Here is a 19860-nt window from a genome sequence, read left to right as displayed (position 1 = left end):
TATGACATTTGAGATATTGTTTGTGCTGCTGGCATTGTTGGGCATGGTGATTGCCTTGGTTCTGGATAAAATGCGTCCGGGCATGGTGCTCTTTTCTGTCGTAGTATTGTTCTTGTGTGCAGGTATCCTCACTCCTAAGGAGATGCTGGAAGGGTTCAGTAATAAGGGGATGATGACTGTTGCCATGCTGTTTTTGGTCAGTGAAGGCATCAGGCAATCGGGTGCTTTGGGGCAAGTAATCAAGAAGCTGCTTCCCCAAGGTAAGACTACGGTCTTTAAAGCGCAGTTCCGTATGTTGCCCACCATTGCTTTTATTTCAGCTTTTCTAAACAATACTCCGGTGGTTGTTATCTTTGCTCCCATTATCAAGCGTTGGGCCGAATCTGTAAAATTGCCTGCTACCAAGTTCCTTATACCCCTTTCTTATGTGACGATACTTGGCGGAATCTGCACCCTGATAGGGACGTCGACCAATCTGGTGGTGCATGGTATGATATTGGAAGCCGGATATGAAGGCTTTACTATGTTCGAGTTGGGTAAAGTGGGCATTTTCGTCGCGATTGCAGGCATCCTTTATCTGTTCGCTTTTTCCTCAAGGCTTTTGCCGGATGTTCGTACGGATGCGGTAAAGCTGGATGAGGAACCGGAGGAGCATGGAGATTTACATCGGGTGGAAGCTGTACTCGGCGCCCGTTTTCCCGGTATCAACAAGAAACTTGGTGATTTTAACTTCAAGCGGCATTATGGGGCCGAAGTGAAGGAGATTAAGCGTAGCGGTCAGAGCATTGTCGGAAATCTGGAAAATGAATATCTCCGCGAAGGGGATACGCTGGTGGTGATGGCTGATGACTCTTTTGTAAAGACCTGGGGGGAATCTTCGGTGTTCGTGTTGCTGGCCAATGGCAAGGATACGGAACCGGTGCCCGGAAAGGGAAAGCGCTGGTTTGCCTTGGTTTTGCTGATATTGATGATAGTGGGTGCAACGGTTGGTGAACTTCCGGTTGTCAAGGAAGCTTTTCCGGAAATCAAGTTGGATATGTTTTTCTTCGTTTCCATTACTACTATCATTATGGCCTGGACAAAGATATTTCCGGCCCGCAAGTATACCAAATATATATCTTGGGATATTCTGATAACGATTGCTTGTGCTTTTGCTATCAGCAAGGCGATGGTGAATTCCGGAGTGGCAGATGCTGTGGCGCGTTTCATTATAGGCATGAGCCATCATTATGGCCCCCACGTGTTGCTGGCTGCTGTGTTTATCATAACGAACTTGTTTACAGAACTGATTACGAACAATGCGGCCGCGGCACTCGCTTTCCCGTTGGCACTTTCCATCTCTTCACAGATGGGAGTCAGTCCGATGCCTTTCTTCGTTGTAATTTGTATGGCGGCTTCTGCCAGCTTCTCCACTCCTATAGGGTATCAGACTAATTTGATTGTACAAGGTATCGGTAACTATAAGTTCACGGATTTTGTACGCATCGGGTTACCTTTGAATATCATTACTTTCCTGATATCCATTTTCTTGATTCCTTTAATTTGGCCATTTTAAAAAAAGAAGAAATAATAACATATGGAAGAAAACAACCACATATATCCGATATTTGACAAAATGCTGATGCGGAAAGACAAAGAAGACTTGTTGAAGCAGCACAGCGTGATGGTTTGGTTTACCGGTTTGAGCGGCTCCGGCAAAAGTACGATAGCCATTGCCTTGGAGCGCGAACTTCATAAAAGAGGATTGCTTTGCCGTATCCTGGATGGTGACAACATCCGCAGTGGCATCAACAATAACCTCGGTTTTACGGAGGCCGACCGTGTGGAGAATATCCGGCGTATAGCCGAAGTTTCCAAACTCTTTCTTGATACGGGTGTTATAACAATCGCGGCTTTTATCAGTCCTAATAACGATATTCGTGAAATGGCGGCTGATATTATCGGACAAGACGATTTTCTGGAAGTTTATGTCAGTACCCCGCTTGAAGAGTGTGAACGCCGTGACGTGAAGGGACTTTATGCCAAGGCACGTAAGGGAGAAATCAAGAATTTTACAGGTATTTCCGCGCCTTTTGAGGAACCGGCTCATCCGGCTCTGACGTTGGATACCTCTGTTCTCAGCCTGGAAGAATCGGTCAATAAACTGTTGGAACTCATTTTACCAAGAATTCAGAAGAAATAAGATATAATGAAAGAAGAATATAAATTGAGCCATTTGAAGGAACTCGAAGCAGAGTCCATTCATATTATCCGTGAAGTGGCAGCGGAGTTTGAAAATCCGGTGATGCTGTATAGTATCGGCAAGGATTCTTCGGTTATGGTGCGCTTGGCCGAAAAGGCGTTTGCTCCCGGCAAAGTGCCGTTCCCGTTGATGCACATCGATTCCAAGTGGAAGTTTAAGGAGATGATACAGTTCCGTGACGAGTATGCCAAGAAGTATGGTTGGAACCTGATAGTGGAAAGCAATATGGAAGCTTTCAATGCAGGTGTCGGGCCTTTTACGCATGGCAGCAAGGTGCATACGGACCTGATGAAAACGCAGGCTTTGCTCCACGCATTGGATAAGTATAAGTTTGATGCGGCATTCGGTGGTGCTCGTCGCGACGAGGAGAAGTCACGTGCCAAAGAGCGTATTTTCTCCTTCCGTGACAAGTTCCATCAATGGGACCCCAAAAATCAGCGTCCCGAATTGTGGGATATTTATAATGCCCGGGTACATAAAGGAGAGAGTATCCGAGTATTTCCGTTAAGTAATTGGACGGAGCTGGACATCTGGCAATATATACGTTTGGAAAATATTCCTATTGTGCCGTTGTATTTTGCCAAGGAACGTCCTTGTGTGGAGATTGACGGAAATCTGATAATGGCGGATGACGACCGCTTGCCTGAACAGTACCGCGACCAGATAAAGATGCGTATGGTGCGTTTCCGTACGCTGGGTTGCTGGCCGTTGACCGGTGCTGTGGAAAGCGATGCCGATACCATCGAGAAGATTGTCGAGGAAATGATGACCACCACCAAGAGTGAACGGACGACCCGTGTCATTGACTTCGACCAAGACGCAAGCATGGAGCAGAAGAAGCGCGAGGGATACTTCTAAAGGAATTAAAAATTAAGAATTAAAAATTAAATCATTAAGGATGAACGATTCTACACTTGATATAAAGGCTTTTCTTGATAAGGATGAGCAGAAAGACTTATTGCGCTTACTGACTGCCGGTTCTGTGGATGACGGAAAATCCACATTGATAGGCCGTCTGTTGTTCGACAGCAAGAAACTATATGAGGATCAGCTGGACGCACTGGAACGCGACAGCAAGCGCATGGGAAATGCCGGCGACCACATTGACTACGCCCTTTTGCTGGACGGCTTGAAGGCAGAGCGCGAACAAGGCATCACCATCGACGTGGCATACCGCTACTTCTCGACCAACAACCGTAAGTTTATCATTGCCGATACTCCGGGACACGAGCAGTACACACGCAACATGATTACCGGGGGCTCTACAGCTAACTTGGCAATTATTCTGGTGGATGCACGTATGGGTGTCATTACGCAGACGCGCCGGCATACTTTTCTGGTGTCGTTGCTTGGCATCAAGCATGTGGTGCTTGCTGTCAATAAGATGGACCTGGTGGATTTTTCCGAAGAACGTTTTAATGAGATAGTCGATGAATATCGGAAGTTTATAGCTCCATTGGGTATTCCTGACGTAAACTGCATTCCGCTGTCAGCTTTGGATGGCGACAATGTGGTGGAGAAATCGGAACGTACTCCTTGGTATGAGGGTATTTCACTTCTTGACTTTCTGGAGACGGTACATATTGACAACGACCATAATTTGAAGGATTTTCGTTTCCCGATTCAATACGTCTTGCGCCCCAATCTCGATTTCCGTGGTTTTTGCGGTAAGGTGGCTTCGGGTATTATTCGTAAGGGAGATGAAGTGATGGCATTGCCTTCCGGTAAGAAGTCGCATATCAAGAGTATAGTTACATACGACGGCGAATTGGATTACGCCTTTCCGCCCCAGTCCGTCACCCTGACTCTGGAAGACGAGATAGATGTGTCGAGAGGGGAAATGCTGGTACATCCGGATAACCTGCCCGTCATGGACCGCAATTTTGAAACGATGCTGGTTTGGATGGATGAAGAGCCGATGGATATCAACAAATCATTCTTCATCAAACAGACCACCAATATAAGCCGTACTCGCATCGACAGTATCAAGTATAAGGTGGATGTCAATACGATGGAGCATCTTTCCATTGACAATGGAAAGTTGAGCAAGGAAACATTGCCGATGCAGCTCAATCAGATTGCGCGTGTGGTGCTGACCACTGCCAAAGAGCTTTTCTTTGACCCTTATCGGCAGAATAAGGCTACCGGTTCGTTCATCCTGATAGACCCGATAACCAACAATACCAGTGCTGTAGGTATGATTATCGATAGGGTGGAGGATAAGGACATGCACTTAGCTGAGGACCTGCCTATGCTGAATTTGCCTAAGCTGGGTATAGCTCCCGAACATTACGAAGCTATAGAAAAGGCTGTGAAAGAGCTGGAACGCCAGGGCGTGGCCGTACGGATAGAGTGCAGTACTTCTTTATAAGTATTGCAGTTCTCTCTCGGTATCACCGGAAGAAAACCATAACATATTAATATAAAGATAATAATGGGATTGTTAGAATTCAATAAGCTTCCGATAAACACCCTGGTAGGTGCGGATTGGAAAACATTCAAGGATATAACGGGCGGTCGTGACATCGGTGCTGCCTACAAAGGCAAGTATCGGCTAACAAAAGCTGTCTGCCGCCTGCTGTCCACTTTGGCTCCTCTGCAGGACAGACGCTATGAAAAGCTTCTGGCAGATAAGCCCTTGGAGCATGATCCGGTATTCATTTTGGGACACTGGCGTAGCGGAACTACGTTTGTGCATAATGTTTTCTCCTGCGACAAGCATTTCGGCTACAACACGACATACCAGACTGTATTTCCGCATCTTATGATGTGGGGGCAGCCTTTCTTCAAGAAGAACATGAGTTGGTTGATGCCGGACAAACGTCCCACGGACAATATGGAACTTGCCGTTGACCTTCCGCAAGAAGAGGAGTTTGCTTTGGCAAATATGATGCCCTACACCTATTATAATTTCTGGTTCCTGCCCGAATATCAGCAAGAGTATGCCGATAAATACCTGCTGTTTGATGACATCACAGAGAAAGAGCTGAAAGTATTTGAGGAGACTTTCGTCAAACTGATAAAGATTTCTCTTTGGAATACGAACGGAACCCAGTTTCTTAGTAAGAATCCGCCTCATACGGGACGTGTGAAAGAGCTTGTCAAGATGTTCCCCAATGCCAAGTTTATCTATCTGATGCGTAATCCTTATACTGTTTTCGAAAGCACACGTAGTTTCTTTACTAACACCATTCAGCCGTTGAAACTGCAGGATATCAGTCATGAGGAGCTTGAGAAGAATATTTTGTCCATTTATGCCAAACTGTATCATAAGTACGAAGCGGACAAGGCATGCATTCCTGAAGGAAACTTGATAGAGGTGAAGTTTGAGGACTTCGAAGCGGACGCAATGGGAATGACTGAACATATCTACAAGGCTTTGTCCATTCCGGGCTTTGCAGAGGCGCGTGCCGATATTGAGAAGTATGTAGGCGGAAAGAAAGGATATAAGAAGAATAAATACAAGTATGATGAGCGTACAGTGCAGTTGGTTCAGGATAACTGGAATTTTGCGCTGGAACAGTGGAAGTACGATTTATAATGATTGTCAATTATCAATGAGAGAAATGATTCAAAAGAAAATTCGTATGTTGGGAGTGCTGTCTGCCATGCTTTGTTGCGGAGCCGTTTCTGCGCAGCAGCACGAGGTAGAGATGATTCCTTTCGGAAATATGGATCAATGGATTGACCGCCAAATCAAGGAATCCGGTATTATTGGCGGTGCCACGAAGAATGTGTATGCCATCGGCCCTACTGCTACTGTCACCGAAACCAAGGCATACAAGAATATGGGAGGTTCGCCGTGGGCGACATCCAATGTGATGGCCCGGGTAGCCGGTATCACGAAAACTAATACTTCTGTTTTTCCGGAAAAGCGAGGGGATGGTTTCTGCGCCCGCATGGACACCCGTATGGAAAGTGTGAAGGTTTTTGGAATAGTGGATATCACGGTGCTGGCTGCCGGCTCTATGTTTCTGGGTGAGGTGCACGAACCTATCAAGGGAACCAAAAATCCGCAGAAAATGCTGAATTCCGGCATACCGTTTACAAAGAAACCTATCGCCATACAGTTTGATTATAAAGTAAAGATGTCCGACCGCGAGAAGCGTATTCGTGCAACGGGCTTTAGCCGTATCACAGATGTGGAAGGAAAGGACTTCCCGGAAGTGAATCTGTTTCTGCAAAAGCGTTGGGAAGATGAGAAGGGGAATATCTATGCCAAGCGCGTAGGAACGATGGTCGTAAGATATTATACTACTACCGATTGGCATAATAATGCCACTTATTCCATCATGTACGGTGATATTACCGGTGACCCTGCGTACAAGGCCCACATGATGCGTCTTCAGGTTGAAGAACGCTATGCAGTTAATAGTAAAGGAGAGAGCGTACCTATTAAGGAGGTTGCCTGGGGAACGGAAGATGATGTGCCTACTCATTTGTTGTTACAGTTTACCTCCAGCCATGGCGGTGCTTACATAGGTTCTCCCGGTAATTCGTTGTGGATTGACAATGTAAAATTGGTATATTAGAATAAAAGCAGTTAAAGTTGGATGTCATACTTTAGCTGCTTTTTTAATGGAGTCACTGAGACTTTGGGTTACTTCTTATTTCTTATTTCAGATGAATTTTGTATGTCAGCCCTCCACTGAAATATTTCATCCTCTGCATTTCCACCTGCACATGCAGATGCTTGAACAACAGATAGGTGGCTCCCAAGGCAAAGTCCTTGGAGTCATATTCCGCTATCACCCTCAGCTGCGGATGGAAGGACGGATTGTAGGTGACACCCAGTGCAAAGCCATTCAGCTTGTACTCCTTGCGGTTGTTGTAAAGGTAGGAAAGATGGACACCAATCTCCTCTTTACCCACAACGGGTATATGCTTGGAGGCGGCAATGTAGAAACGGCTGTAATATCCGTTACCTTCCGTGGTGCCGACTTGCCCCCCTCCGGAAGAAGTGAACGGGTCGGACGTCCCCAGCACGACAGCCGGCATGTATTTCCAGAACTGCCCCTCCTTCAACACACGCAGTCGGGCGGAAAAGTAACGGTCCTGGTTCGTGAATCCGCTGTATCCGTATGGCTTCAATCCCAACGCCTCCGCCTTGAAAAGTGTACACGTGTAGGCCACTTCCAGAAAGGGAAAGACTGTGACATTCAGGAAGTAGTTGTAGGTATGATAGTACCAGGTGGGTGGTGTGAGCTCCTTGTTCAGGAAGTTACCGCCAACCATGAAAGTCTTGTCACGCTGCATCTCCGCAGAGGGTGCATGCAACAGCCCGGTCGTACCATACGACAACTGGGAAAAGGCCGAGAGGGAAAGGCTGCAAAACAGAACGATAAAGAATAGCTTAAACTTCATCATCACATATAAATTCAGTCGCTGATAAAAAATGGATTGCTTTATGACATGCATCGGACATAGTACCAAAAAAAGGCGTCTGAGTCCCAGACGCCTTCATTTTTAGAGTCTATTTGTCACTTGGAGTTATTATTCCAGGATAACTACACGGTTCAGGAAGTTCTTGCCGAACATGTTTTCAGTACCTCCGAATCCTACGAGCTCAAGTTGGTCTTTACTTACACCTTCTGCAATCAAAGCATCGTAAACAACCTGAGCACGCTTTTCAGACAGTTTCTGGTTCCAAGAAGCGCTACCGGTAGCCTTATCGCAATAACCGGCAACTTTGTACTTCCTATCCGGATTAGCCTTCAGAATCTTGGCAGCCAACTGGATGTTAACCTTGCCATAGTCGTCCAGACGGGCGCTGCCAATCTTGAAGAAGATGGCACGCGGACCGGCAACTTCAACTTCCTTGGTCACTTCCTTAACTTCAGGTTTAGCGTTGGCCAGTGCATTCTTGCAGTTAGCCAGGTCAGCCTGAGCCTGAGCCAGTTCACTTCTATATCTGTTGATTTCCGCATTGACTGCGTCTTCGTCAATCTTAGAAACCGGAACGAACTTCTTACCGCCGAAGATGTAGCTAACACCTGCGGTCAGCATACCTGTACCTTCAGCCTTGCGATGGCTGCTGATATTACCGAAAATGGACGGAGCGATGGCACCGCGAGCTTCTACGTCAATGGTCCACTTGGTGTTGATATTGAACTTCAAGCCCAAACCGGCAGAAGCGCCTACACGTGCTCTAGCCTTTTCATCTCCATCAGGAATCATTGTTCCATCGTTTTGAATCAGCACATTTGCTGACTTTGCAACAGTTACTTGAGGACCCAAGAATCCATAAACTTCAAAGAAACGGTTAGGATTAACGCCTGCGAACAATGTAGAAAGATTGATCATTGCATCAATGTTACCACCAAAGTACGTCTTATTGTGTTCCCAATATGAGTTATCCAGACACAAGTGCTGAGTAACGCCATTGAACTGGGCACGTACACCCCATGTCGGAGTAATCAACTTACCAACTGATACGCTGAAATGCGGAGCCAATTTATTGAAACCATCATTGTTGATAGCGTGGACACCACCACCTACACTCACGAAAATATTATCGCTCCATTTCGGAGTGTAGTAGTTCGTTTTTTCTTGTGCATTCAGATTTGCTGCACAAGCGCCTGCTAATAATAAGGAGGCTATTACTAATTTACTTTTCATTATTCCTTTAGTTTAAAATTAAAATAATAACTAAAACTATTATTATTCAGCAGCACCGTCACCACCACCGGCATTGTTACCATTGCCATGACCGTGACCATGACCATGTTCAGTTGAAGTAAAGACTGGATCTACAACAGTCTTAACTACCTTCTTAATCTTTACATTAGGAATAGTGTACAGTTTGCCATCCACCACTGTAGAGATTGTATTATCAGAAGTTTCGTATTCTGTAGTAGTCTTCAAAGTTACAATAGTATAAGCAGGAACTGTTACTTTCTTAGTATAAGTTACATCTGTGATACCCGGGCTATATGATTTAACCAATGCTTTCAACACCTTTTTTACTTCATCATCAGACAATCCTCTAGTTATAGGCATAGCATCAATCGATGCATTTACAGCAGCAATATTAGTAACTTCTTGTCCAACTTTTGCTGTATATGGCAGATCCATTTCTTTTTCTTTACTACTTGTATTTTCACCACCTTTTTGTTCTCCTCCAACTTCACTAGGGGTAATAGTTTCCTCATCCTGATCAACAACAACATCTTCAGCAGCATTCAGTTCTTGTTGCAAGAAAATACTTACCGGAATCAAAGCAAATTGTCCTTTATTCAAAGCAGGAACAGTAGCTTGGCCTTCTCCAGACAGATACTCGTCTTTTGTAGCTGCAAAAGTTCTTGTTGCAGCAGCAATCTTTCCATCTGAACCAGCTTCAATTACGAAAGGATTGCTAGTAATAGCAGCACCATTTTCTGTAATGCTTGCACCATTTATGATAGAACCATCTGATAAATCATATACAGTAATAGCAACAGTAGCACTTGCAGGGTCCAATTCTACAGGCGCAACATTGAATTCTTCTTTTTCGCAGCTTGTGAACATCACACTTGTCAAAGCCACTGCCGCCAATGCTAATTTAGCATTTACGCCACTTAAAAAAATTTTCTTTTTCATCTCAATTAATTAATTAAAAATTTAACAATTCTGACTTAATAAAATATGGGTTAAAACTATTTCTTTCCATTATATTATCACTTGCTTCTGCCTTATAGTCCTTATAATAATACCTTTCATTACCCGCATTATAAGCAATGCCCATGTTAGTAGAAGTATTCACACGTGGGATATGCCCCCTTCTTTTATATTTGTATGGAGGCAATGCCACTTGAAACCGAAATCCTCCATTTGCTTTGGCATGCTCCGCCTTCATCGCATAAAAGCCTATCGAACAATAGCGGAAATGACGGATCATTTCAAACCGACCCCCCTTTTCCTTCAACAAATACTGTTCAGCCTTCAGTGTGAACAGTGTATTAAATCGTGGCCAATAGTAACATAAAGCTCTAAAGCAGCCAAAGGAGAATAAGAGAGGTTGGAACGTAAACAGTTGGGAATGAGCAGATTTGCACAAAGTTGCCAAATCGACATAAAGCAAGCGAGTGAGGAATATTGAAGTAGTTCAGTTACTAAATCGTGAGCCACAGTTACCTATGCAAAGCAGGTAACAATGCGGAAAGGCAACTTTGTGCATCAACGGATTTTATTGCACTGATTCTCAATGCTTTGTGTATCAAGGAACGCTTACAAAATGATTATATTTGCACACTCAAAATGTAAGCGTTATGAAAATCGAAAAATTCAAGGTGTTGCTCTACCTAAAAAAGAGCGGAATGGACAAGAATGGAAAAGCTCCCATCATGGGACGCATCACGGTGAACAGGACTATGGCGCAGTTCTCCTGCAAGTTGTCTTGCACTCCATCGCTTTGGAATCCTCGTGCCAGCCGATTGGAGGGCAAGAGCAAGGAAGCCGTGGAGACCAACAAGGACATCGGGCAGTTGTTGCTTTCCATCCAAAAGGCTTTCGATGTGCTTGTGGAAAAGAGAACGGACTTCGAGGCTAAGGATGTCAAGGAGGCTTTGCAGGGCAGCGTCAAGACACAGACCACCCTTCTCTCCTTCGTGGACGAGCATATCAGTGAACTCAGCACCCATGAGGGCATCGATATGTCGAAGAGCAGTGTCTGGACTTACAGAAAGATTCGCAAGAATCTCGCTGAGTTCATCGGGGAGAAGTATAGGTTGACTGATTTGGCTTTCGGACAGCTGACCGAGCCTTTCATCAGTGACTTTCACCATTACCTGCTTGACGAGAAAGGCTTTTCATCAGGAACCATCACCATCTATGTGTCGCTCTTCAAGAAGATGTGCCGCATCGCCTTTGAGCGAGGCTTGTGCAAGAACCTGCTGTTCGCCCATTATCGGGTTGGCACTCCAAGGGTTACGACACCCAAGGCTCTCAGCATGTCTGATTTCATAAAAATCCGTGATGTGGAACTGCCCGAAGACAAGCCGAGACTATCCGTTAGCCGTGACCTGTTTCTTTTCGCCTGCTATGCAGGAACAGCCTTCATAGACACCGTTTCCATCACGAAAGCCAATGTCAAGGTGTTGGAGGATGGCGACAAATGGCTCATCTATAACCGCAAGAAGACCGGAACACTTGCCAGGGTGAAACTCCTGCCCGAGGCGTTGGAGCTGATGGCGAAATACGAGGACGGGGCAAGAGATACCCTTTTCCCATTGCTGAACACGAATCGTGTTCGTATCGATCTCATCACCATCTGCAAGCTGGCGGAAACGAGCAAGACCTATTCCTACCATTCGGGACGGCACTCGTTCGCCAGCCTCATTACGCTGGAGGCTGGTGTGCCGATGGAGACCATCTGCAAGATGCTCGGTCACAAGGATGTGAAGATGACGCAGCGGTATGCGAGAGTAACCCAAAAGAAGCTGTTTGAGGACATGGACAAGTTCATCGCTGCAACCGAGAAGGACTTTATTCTCGCATTATGAACAAGGCTTTCAACTTTTCTTTTTACAGTTTCAACTACATTATTATATTATAAGGACAACAACTATGAGCAGAAGTACATTTTCAATTTTGCCTTACATCAACAGACAGAAGGTGAAGGCAGACGGAACAGCCAACATACTTTGCCGCATCACCGTTGACGGCAAAAGTGCAGCCATTTCCACAGGCATATCCTGTACCCCACAGGAGTGGAACGCCAAGAAGGGAGAGGTACGGAACGCAAGGGACAACGGACGATTGGCAAGTTTCCTTGCTGAGGTCAAGGATAAATACAACTCACTTCTTACCGCCAACGGCATCATCACCGTGGAAATGCTGAAGGCAGTGTTGAAGGACAAGGACACGACAGGAAGGTTCTTGCTGAACTTTGGTGATACCATCGTGGAATGGTATCGAACCTCAAAAGCCAGACAAACCTTTCTGCACAAGCGGACATGGCAGAAGAACCTGAGAGCCTTTGTCCATTCGTTGGATAAGGACGACATCGCCTTTGAGGACATAGACGAGAATTTCGGGGAGGAATACAAGCTGTTCCTGAAACGAGACCAGGGACGTATCGACAGCTACGTGAACCATTGCCTTCTCTGGCTGAACATGTTGATGTACAAGGCAGTGGACAGGAGCATTATCCGCTTCAATCCCATAGCCAAGATAGGGTATGAGAAGAAGGCAGCCCCGAAGATGACCCATATCAGCAAGGCAGACTTCATCAAGATGCTCTCTACCCCGATGGCTGACGAGCGAACGGAGCTTGCACGCAGATGTTTCATTTTTGCCTCGCTCACCTCCTTATCCTATATAGATGTAAAGAAACTGTACCCTCACCATATCAGTGAGAACTCCGATGGTAGGAAGTTCATCCGCAAGGAAAGAGAGAAGACAGGCGTGGAGTTCTTCGTACCACTCCATCCGATAGCCGAGAAGATTCTTTCGCTCTACAATACCACGGACGACAGCAAGCCTGTTTTTCCACTGGGTGAGAAGAAAGACATCTATCTTGATGTGCATACCCTTGGAATGGTGCTTGGTATAAGTAATAAGTTGGGATTCCACGCCAGCCGCCATACATTCGGAGTCTTGATGCTCAACGAGGACATTCCCATCGGCAGCATAGCCAAGATGATGGGACACGCAGACATTACAAGCACACAGGTCTATGCGCAGGTGACGGAGCAGAAGATTTCAAATGACATGGATAAGCTTATTGCCAAGCGAGAAAGGAACAGATTGTCGAACGAAAAACTATTGGAAAATGAACAGAGGAGTTATAACTATCAGCGAGAGCGGAACGGTATCCATGCCGACCGATACTGTATGGATGACCATGCAGGAGATTGCCGACATGTATAATGTATTCGGCTGCTATGTGCGCAAGGCTGTCAAGGCTGTATTCAAGGACGGCATTCTGAAAGAGCAGGGTGTACGCCGTCATGTCAGGAAGAACGACCGCATCTGCTATGATGTGTATAGCCTTGAACTCGTCATTGCGGTAGCCTTCCGTATTGACAGCATTGAGAGCAGAGCCTTTCGGGAGTTCATCATGCAGTCCGTCATCGGCAAGCAGACAAGCCGCACTAAACTGGTCTGTATCTTTACAGAGAATGCAATGGCATAGACCTGCCATAAAGCAACGTTCCTTGGAGGCTTTGCGCCTCTAAAAAAGCCGCACTAAACTGGTCTGTATCTTTACAGAGAATGCAATGGCATAGCCCTGCCATAAAGCAACGTTCCTTGGAGGCTTTGCGCCTCCAGCCACTTGGGCGAACCACCGCAGTGTGTTTTAGCATGGTATTAGATTTTATACAGACCATACGGAGAACACTCGGCAAACACGACCAACTCGGTATAGCCAATAAAACGAGGCGACAACCTATAACAACCACGCTCGGTAAGTTATACGTTGTCGCCTTGTTCATTTCACCCCACTCATCAAGGACATTCTCCTACACACCTTTCATTCTGTACGCTTCACGATAGTTAGCCATCAGAATCTTCTGAATGTCGGACTCGCGGTAGAGTATCTTTCCGCCAAGCTGGATATACGGGATGACACCGTTGTTTCGGTAGTCCTGCAGGGTTCTTCGGCTCAGTTGCAGCCTGGCACAAAGCTCCTTGTCCGTCATGAAGCGCTCACCGCCAAGCATGGGGCGGTAGTTCATCACGGCACGTTCAAAATTGTCAACCATTCGGTTGAGGTGGTTCACGATGTGGTTCATCCACTCGCTGTTTCTTGTCATTACTTCATTGCTCATAGTTGTCTCGTTTTATAGTTGATACTTACGTTACTCGGTTTACTTGCTGCTTTGGATAAAGTGGCTGTTGTATATTGACAGCCTAACCTGTGCGCTTGCGAAAGCGCATGTCCTTTTTCTTGTCCTCCACTACTGCTACGATAGCCATCACGTCCTCCGGCTTGTAGTAGGTCTTGTGGCTGATTTGCGTATAAGCCAAAGTTCCGTTGTCCCGAAGCGTCTGCACTGTCCGTGGGCAGATGTTGAGCGTCTGACACACGTCCTGCGTGTCGAGCCACTTGTTCATGGTCTTGTCCTCACTGCGCTCACGGATTCTGTCCATGCGCTTCACGAAGTTCTCCAACTGGGCATCAAGATAGTTGAATGCCTCTTCCTCGAATACGATGAATCCCATACTTTTCTTTTTTCTAAGTTAATACTATGTTGTATGTCGCAAAGCTCCACGCATATGCTGTGCTCCACGTTTGTGAGTGCAAAGATAAGGCACGGCAATCTAAAAACAAGCGTTTTCAATTTCTGTGGCAGTATGTTGCCGGGGTTTGCCGACTTCAACGCCAAAAACAACAAGAAAAACTTGCACGACTGCAACGAATACATGAACAATGATGAGTTGAGAAATACGTTGAAGTTCTCACAACTATCTCGGTATGCAAATAAGCAAGCCACAACTAAATTGCCACGTTACACCCAATCAGTTGCATGGCTGCACTCAGTACACTTACTTTGCACCCGACAATCGGTCAATGGTGCAAACCGTGACCACTATACTAACAAATAAAACAGCATAAGCTATGGTAAGAACAAAAGAAACGAAAATGTCTCCTGAACAGCAGGAGAAAATGACACAGGAGGTGGTGGCTTCGCTTCAATCATCCACTTATGGTAAAGACTATGCCCAAGAACATAGCTCTTTCTTTGAAGAGGTGGAGAACTCCGATTTAGAAGTTGTGACAGAGAATGTGGCTGCAACAACCTCCAACATGGAGGACGAGCTGACGAACGAGGTTCAATCGCCACCGAATCCGCAGAAGCGCATCAGTGGCAAGCAGCGCAAGGCGACATTAGAGGAGTATCAGCAGACCTTCCTCCAAGTTCCAAGGATTGACGACCGCAAGCCAGTCTTCGTCAGTTCCGATGTACGAGACCGTCTTGATCGAGTCGTCCGCATCCTCGGAGGGAGGCGCATGAGCGTATCGGGCATCATCGAGAACATCGTGCGCCACCACCTAAGCCTTTATGAAGAAGACTTCGAGGCTTGGCGCAAATTGTGAGAATTAAGGTCTGCGACCTTGGACGTGGATAGCTGAAAGGCTGTAGTTCCAACTAACGTGTTCTGAGAGGGAGCGAGGTTATGTTTTGGGAACCCCAAAACGCCTCGCTCCACCATGAGGGCGGAGGAACTTTGCTCCCGATGGTCGCAGAAAGTGAGTGTACCAACTGTAAACAGTATATCGAATGACAAGCATGCAGGAACAGGACAGGAGAAAGGGCGGAAGACCGCCAACAGGCAGGGTTCGCAAGCTGTCGAAGTCTGTCACGGTAAAGTTCTCGAAGCCAAGCTACGAGGCTTTGAGACTGAGGGCGAGAAAAGCCAACCGCAAGTTGGCGGAGTACATCCGTGAGTCCGCCTTGAACGGTGAGGTGGTGAGCGGACACAACACAGAGACGGTTGCCATTGCCAAGAACCTCATCGGTATGGCAAACAACCTCAACCAACTTACCAAGCTGTCGCATCAGAGAGGTTTCCATGAAACTCATGTGTATGTGGTGGACTTGTTGAGAAGATTGAAAGAAATCCTTGGCGAGTATCGCCAAGCAAGTTATAAACCGAAGCCAAGCAGTATGGGCAGAAAGGAGGATACCACATGATAGGCAAGCTAAAGAAAGGCAGCTCATTTGGTGGTTGCATCCGCTATGTTACAGGCAAGGATGAGGCGAAAATCCTTGCCTCGGATGGTGTGTTACTCGGTACAAATACTGAGATGGCGCAAAGTTTCGAGCTACAAAGGCAACTAAATCCAAAGATTAAGAAGCCTGTGGGACACATCGCCTTGAGCTTCAAGCCCGAAGACAAGCCTCGTTTGACGGATGAACTCATGGCTAAGATAGCCCTTGAATACATGCAGATGATGGGCATCACTGATACCCAATTCATCATCGTAAGGCATCACAACACGGATAATCCACATTGCCATATTGTGTATAACCGCATCAATAACGAGGGCAAGCTCATATCAGACAGGAATGATTACAGGCGTAATGAGCAAGTTACCAAGGCTCTAAAATCCAAATATGGACTGACTTATGGAACGGATAAGAGCAAGACTAACACTCACAGATTGCGCAATGCGGAACGTGCCAAATACGAGATTCACAATGCAGTCAAAGATGCCTTAAAAGTTGCAGATAGCTGGCAGAAGTTCAAGAATGAACTTGCAAAACGAGGTGTTCGCTTGGAGCTTGTCTATAAGGACAAGGAGAGAACCAAGGTACAAGGCATCCGATTCTGTAAGGACGGATATAGTTTCAAGGGTACGCAGATTAGCCGAGGCTATAGCTTTGGCAAGCTGAATGCAAGGTTTGAGGGAATGGAGAACCATGTATCACCAAAATCCAACTCTACTCTGCAATACGAGCAAGGCTATCACAAGAGCAACCATGAGCCATCCATGTCGGATAGCAGCCAAGACCCTTGGGACGGCATTTCTTCCATTGGACTTTTTGCTTCTGCCAACGCTCAGACCTTTGAGTCTTTCCCTGAGGACGAATCATCCAAGAAGAAAAAGAAGAAACGCAGAAGAGGCTTTAGCCTTTGATGCAAGTTACAAACCATTCAAACAACAAAAGAAAGATGAAAGAAGAACTATTGGAAGCCATCTACGGCACAGTTGAGAGATTGGAGCAGAAAGTCGATGAACTTTCTGCCTCACCAAAGAATACAGAGGCGGAAAGCACTCCAGTCTCTGTAAGTGTTGATACAAGCAAACTTGAAAAAGCTATTCTTGCTATGGCTGTAAAAGAAGGGGAAGCTATTGACAAATTGGTAAGATTAAGAGAGGCTATCTGTATCTTTACCGACCTTACCAAGAAAGAAGCAAGCAAAGATGAACAGCGAAGCAAACTCTTGTTTGATACCATTAATCAGGTGAAACAAGAGCTGAATGCCACATCAAAAAATGTGCAGGACAAACTTCACTCAATGGATAACACACCTCTGAAGAAAGTAGTGACTCATCGCTTCGAGCCAACTTCAAAGTATGTTCTTCTTTTCATTGGAGGCTTGGCTCTATCTCTTGTCATCTCCATTTGGGGCAACCTAGCCCAATGGCGAGAGTATCAAGCTTGGGAGGTAGCAGATTTGAAATATCGGGCATTGAAGATGGTTCTTCCATCTGACGACCCCAATGTTCGATACATCGAAAAGCATTTTTCTGTTTGCCGAGATGAGAAAGTTATAGATGATGTAAGAAATCGTGTTGCTGCCTACGAGGATTCTATTCGCCATCATCATGAAATGGTTGAAATGGCTACTTATAAAGATAGTATAGCCAATAAGCTTTTGCAAGAATCAAATCGCATAAAACGTGCTATGAAAAGCTCAAAATAAAGTTTCTGGAAACTAACTAAACTAAATGAGAGGGAAATAAACTTAATACATTCCCCTCTCATTTATTTAGTGTAATTTTGGAATATAATCTTTATCCCTTTATAATAAGGACATTGGGAGGACTGTCCGATTTTGAGGTAACGAATTGCCAACCGTTCTTGTTGCTGCATTCTGCTTTGATATGCTTTCTTGGCATCTCGTCTATGCTACAAAACGTTCTGAAATTTGCTGTGCTTTCACTAACGAGTGCGATTGTAACTGAATCAATATAGCAGAAATACGGTCTATTCTATTCATTTTGCATCTTTAATTTGAATATTTGAATCTTCAATAATAACAGCTTGTTTATTACTTATAGGAATAAGCTGCAACTTCTCATTATATAGTTGAACTATCTTTTCACCTTTTTTCTTGAATGGAAAATTTCCATAATGGGGAATCGTATAAAAATCGACCAAATCTAAAGAAGTACAGTCTTTCAATTCAGGAGCCTTTTCTATTGGATCAAAATTCACACTTCTCATATATTCTGCATCGGGAGAGGCTATTATTGCTCCGGCAGATTCCCCAATATACAGTTTACCCAATTTCACTTGTTTAGATATAATTTTATCAACACCTTTTCTTTTTAACTCTTGCAAAAGGAAAAATGTATTTCCACCTGTTATGTAGATATAATCGCATTTATGTAATATAGAAGATATTTCCTCTTTGGACAGTTGGGTAATCTCGACTTCTTCAACAATCATTCCTGCTTCTTCTAAAGCCTTTTTCCCCTTTTTTACATAGAATCGTATTGGTTCTGTAAGGCTTGCAGTTGGTATAAAAGCTATAATTTTCCCTTGCAAATCTTCTTTGGCACAATCGACAAATAGATTAGCAACATCAGCAAATGATGAGCATAAAAATAATCTTTTCATATTTTATAATATTAAGTTGAATACTTTTTGATACAAAGATAGCGTCTTCTATGACAGCTCTATGTCAGTAAGTCTAAATATTGAAGAGTTTTTTCTTCGAAAGTACTTATTTTTTATAAGTAATTGAGAATGAGATAAGTTTTTATCTCATAAAAAGAAGAGGTTACGAATTAGAAATATACAGAATGTAGCATCCTGCCGTGATTTGCATAACCATTCAAAGAACTCTTTCGGTTGCAAAGATACGATATTTAATCGGGGACAAAGAATGTTTTGAGATTTTTTAAGTATTTGCGTCTTTTCGATGAGCCAAGGACAGCTCATGTTTCTTTCGATGGCAACGACAATGCATCTTATAACTGCAACATCATAAGCCATAATGCCAAACTTATACATAGGGAAGATGGCAACTATTTTATGGCTACAGCCACTGTGAGCACATAGGGACAAAATACCCCAATATTGCAACAGTACATAAAAGCCGATGTCAGAATCATCGTCAGCAATAAAACGTTATGGCAGCAGGTTTTCGGATAAGCTATGTCCGAATACCTGCTGTTTGTTTTTTTTGGATGCATATTGTGTTGGTAAGCATCAGATTTTACGCAAAAGTTCTAATTTCCATAAAATTCCTCTTGTAAATCATTGGATATTTAGAAAAATATCGTATCTTTGTCCCCGAATTGAGGCGTTCTTTGCATATTGCAAAATACAGAAACGAGCAGAAGTCCGCTCGTTTCCATATTGTTACCTATATAATATAGGCAAACGCCCAACTTCTTGATTTTCAATCAAAGTCCAATTTAGAGCGAGTTAGCAATATAAATTTCCACCCAAAGACCACGTCATACGCCATAATGAAGGATCATATTGGAACCTAAATCCGTCCCAACGTCCAGCTCCCGTATATCCTATTCTTGCCAACAAAGAAAAACGTTCATCTTTAAAGGGGCGAAAGAAATCTACATCAGCACCATATCGGTTACCACTAAAATAGCCTACAGAGAATTTACCAAAAACATTATAAGGCAACCTGAAACGTTGTGAAAGAGTTAGGAAACCCGGATGAACCTTTCCTTCCCGAGCTCCATATCCATCATTATAAACCGGTATCTTCACTTGTGCTGTGGCTTTCATCCCCTTCCATAACGAAATTTCTATTGCAGGGCTCAAATCAAATAGAATTTGATAAATCTGCGTAATAATCACGTTCTTGAAAGAGAATTCCGGATACACCAATATATCAATCTTGAACAAAGAACTATTTTTCAACTTTATTTTTCGTGCATTTTTCCAAGTATCACCCAATTCATAGCTTACATTCCAGTCATCACGTTCTGC

General features: G+C 44.6%; 19 protein-coding genes and 2 pseudogenes. 13 read left to right on the top strand and 8 right to left on the bottom strand.

Going from position 1 to position 19860, the window contains the following annotated elements; all coding sequences use genetic code 11:
* Position 1 precedes the first annotated feature (1 nt).
* The 6 genes from DWX62_RS10035 (at position 2) to DWX62_RS10010 (ending at position 6774) form a co-directional block, all read left to right on the top strand.
* The gene (locus DWX62_RS10035; RefSeq protein WP_005826561.1) at positions 2–1555 is read left to right on the top strand and encodes an SLC13 family permease; all 1554 of its coding nucleotides are present in this window, start codon (positions 2–4) and stop codon (positions 1553–1555) included.
* A gap of 21 nt (positions 1556–1576) precedes the next feature.
* On the top strand, positions 1577–2182 hold the full coding sequence (gene cysC, locus DWX62_RS10030; protein ID WP_005836053.1) for an adenylyl-sulfate kinase: 606 nt from the start codon (positions 1577–1579) through the stop codon (positions 2180–2182).
* Between the two features lie 6 nt (positions 2183–2188).
* A complete protein-coding gene (gene cysD / locus DWX62_RS10025; RefSeq protein WP_005826557.1) occupies positions 2189–3100 on the top strand; it encodes a sulfate adenylyltransferase subunit CysD in 912 nt (303 codons plus the stop codon).
* 40 nt (positions 3101–3140) lie between these two features.
* Positions 3141–4613 carry a sulfate adenylyltransferase subunit CysN gene (cysN, locus tag DWX62_RS10020; protein ID WP_022402109.1) on the top strand — a complete coding sequence of 491 codons (1473 nt, stop codon included), beginning with the start codon at positions 3141–3143 and terminating at the stop codon, positions 4611–4613.
* Positions 4614–4676: 63 nt separating this feature from the next.
* Positions 4677–5783, top strand: coding sequence for a sulfotransferase (locus DWX62_RS10015; protein WP_022402110.1), 1107 nt, complete (start codon positions 4677–4679; stop codon positions 5781–5783).
* Positions 5784–5808: 25 nt separating this feature from the next.
* Complete coding sequence (locus DWX62_RS10010) at positions 5809–6774, top strand: PCMD domain-containing protein (RefSeq protein WP_057088318.1); 966 nt, start codon at positions 5809–5811, stop codon at positions 6772–6774.
* Between the two features lie 82 nt (positions 6775–6856).
* Here the strand turns inward: DWX62_RS10010 and DWX62_RS10005 are convergent, their stop codons facing one another.
* The 4 genes and pseudogenes from DWX62_RS10005 to DWX62_RS09990 form a co-directional block, all read right to left on the bottom strand.
* The gene (locus DWX62_RS10005) at positions 6857–7609 is read right to left on the bottom strand and encodes a YjbH domain-containing protein (RefSeq protein WP_057097705.1); all 753 of its coding nucleotides are present in this window, start codon (positions 7607–7609) and stop codon (positions 6857–6859) included.
* Between the two features lie 126 nt (positions 7610–7735).
* On the bottom strand, positions 7736–8860 hold the full coding sequence (locus DWX62_RS10000) for an OmpA family protein (protein WP_057097706.1): 1125 nt from the start codon (positions 8858–8860) through the stop codon (positions 7736–7738).
* Between the two features lie 42 nt (positions 8861–8902).
* Positions 8903–9820, bottom strand: a complete 918-nt coding sequence (locus tag DWX62_RS09995) for a DUF3869 domain-containing protein (protein WP_005827850.1) — start codon at positions 9818–9820, stop codon at positions 8903–8905.
* Between the two features lie 13 nt (positions 9821–9833).
* Positions 9834–10199: pseudogene (locus tag DWX62_RS09990) on the bottom strand (hypothetical protein); the annotation flags it as partial.
* Between the two features lie 289 nt (positions 10200–10488).
* On the opposite strand from DWX62_RS09990, the gene DWX62_RS09980 reads away from it, so the two are divergent.
* The 3 genes from DWX62_RS09980 (at position 10489) to DWX62_RS09970 (ending at position 13355) form a co-directional block, all read left to right on the top strand.
* Complete coding sequence (locus tag DWX62_RS09980) at positions 10489–11721, top strand: site-specific integrase (protein WP_120172795.1); 1233 nt, start codon at positions 10489–10491, stop codon at positions 11719–11721.
* A 64-nt stretch (positions 11722–11785) separates the two neighbouring features.
* Positions 11786–13090: a site-specific integrase gene (locus DWX62_RS09975; RefSeq protein ID WP_243636260.1), complete on the top strand. Its 1305-nt coding sequence runs from the start codon at positions 11786–11788 to the stop codon at positions 13088–13090.
* The gene (locus DWX62_RS09970; RefSeq protein WP_120172794.1) at positions 12993–13355 is read left to right on the top strand and encodes a hypothetical protein; all 363 of its coding nucleotides are present in this window, start codon (positions 12993–12995) and stop codon (positions 13353–13355) included. Before DWX62_RS09975 ends, DWX62_RS09970 begins: the two co-directional genes overlap by 98 nt.
* Before the next feature lie 328 nt (positions 13356–13683).
* On the opposite strand, the gene DWX62_RS09965 is transcribed toward DWX62_RS09970, so the two are convergent.
* Entirely contained in the window at positions 13684–13992 is a 309-nt protein-coding gene (locus DWX62_RS09965; RefSeq protein ID WP_008628594.1) for a helix-turn-helix domain-containing protein, read from the bottom strand.
* Positions 13993–14074: 82 nt separating this feature from the next.
* Positions 14075–14386 (bottom strand): helix-turn-helix domain-containing protein, encoded by a 312-nt coding sequence (locus tag DWX62_RS09960; protein WP_008656559.1) that lies wholly within the window; start codon positions 14384–14386, stop codon positions 14075–14077.
* Between the two features lie 397 nt (positions 14387–14783).
* Here DWX62_RS09960 and DWX62_RS09950 point away from each other — a divergent pair, with 397 nt between their 5' ends.
* From DWX62_RS09950 to DWX62_RS09935, 4 genes are all read left to right on the top strand, one after another.
* Positions 14784–15263: a DUF3408 domain-containing protein gene (locus DWX62_RS09950; RefSeq protein WP_120172793.1), complete on the top strand. Its 480-nt coding sequence runs from the start codon at positions 14784–14786 to the stop codon at positions 15261–15263.
* Positions 15264–15447: 184 nt separating this feature from the next.
* Entirely contained in the window at positions 15448–15861 is a 414-nt protein-coding gene (mobC, locus tag DWX62_RS09945; RefSeq protein ID WP_120172792.1) for a plasmid mobilization relaxosome protein MobC, read from the top strand.
* Positions 15858–16808 (top strand): relaxase/mobilization nuclease domain-containing protein, encoded by a 951-nt coding sequence (locus DWX62_RS09940; RefSeq protein WP_120172791.1) that lies wholly within the window; start codon positions 15858–15860, stop codon positions 16806–16808. The genes mobC and DWX62_RS09940 overlap by 4 nt, the downstream gene beginning before the upstream one ends.
* A gap of 35 nt (positions 16809–16843) precedes the next feature.
* Complete coding sequence (locus DWX62_RS09935; RefSeq protein WP_120172817.1) at positions 16844–17599, top strand: hypothetical protein; 756 nt, start codon at positions 16844–16846, stop codon at positions 17597–17599.
* A gap of 293 nt (positions 17600–17892) precedes the next feature.
* On the opposite strand, the gene DWX62_RS09930 is transcribed toward DWX62_RS09935, so the two are convergent.
* Together DWX62_RS09930 and DWX62_RS09920 are read right to left on the bottom strand one after the other, a co-directional pair.
* Positions 17893–18519, bottom strand: coding sequence for a Type 1 glutamine amidotransferase-like domain-containing protein (locus DWX62_RS09930; protein WP_117830045.1), 627 nt, complete (start codon positions 18517–18519; stop codon positions 17893–17895).
* A gap of 819 nt (positions 18520–19338) precedes the next feature.
* Positions 19339–19860: pseudogene (locus tag DWX62_RS09920) on the bottom strand (hypothetical protein); the annotation flags it as partial.

This window comes from Bacteroides sp. AF20-13LB (assembly GCF_003603065.1).
Classification (GTDB): domain Bacteria; phylum Bacteroidota; class Bacteroidia; order Bacteroidales; family Bacteroidaceae; genus Bacteroides; species Bacteroides uniformis.
The sequence above is the reverse complement of the archived record's forward strand: the minus strand, read 5'-3'. Positions and strand labels throughout refer to the sequence as shown.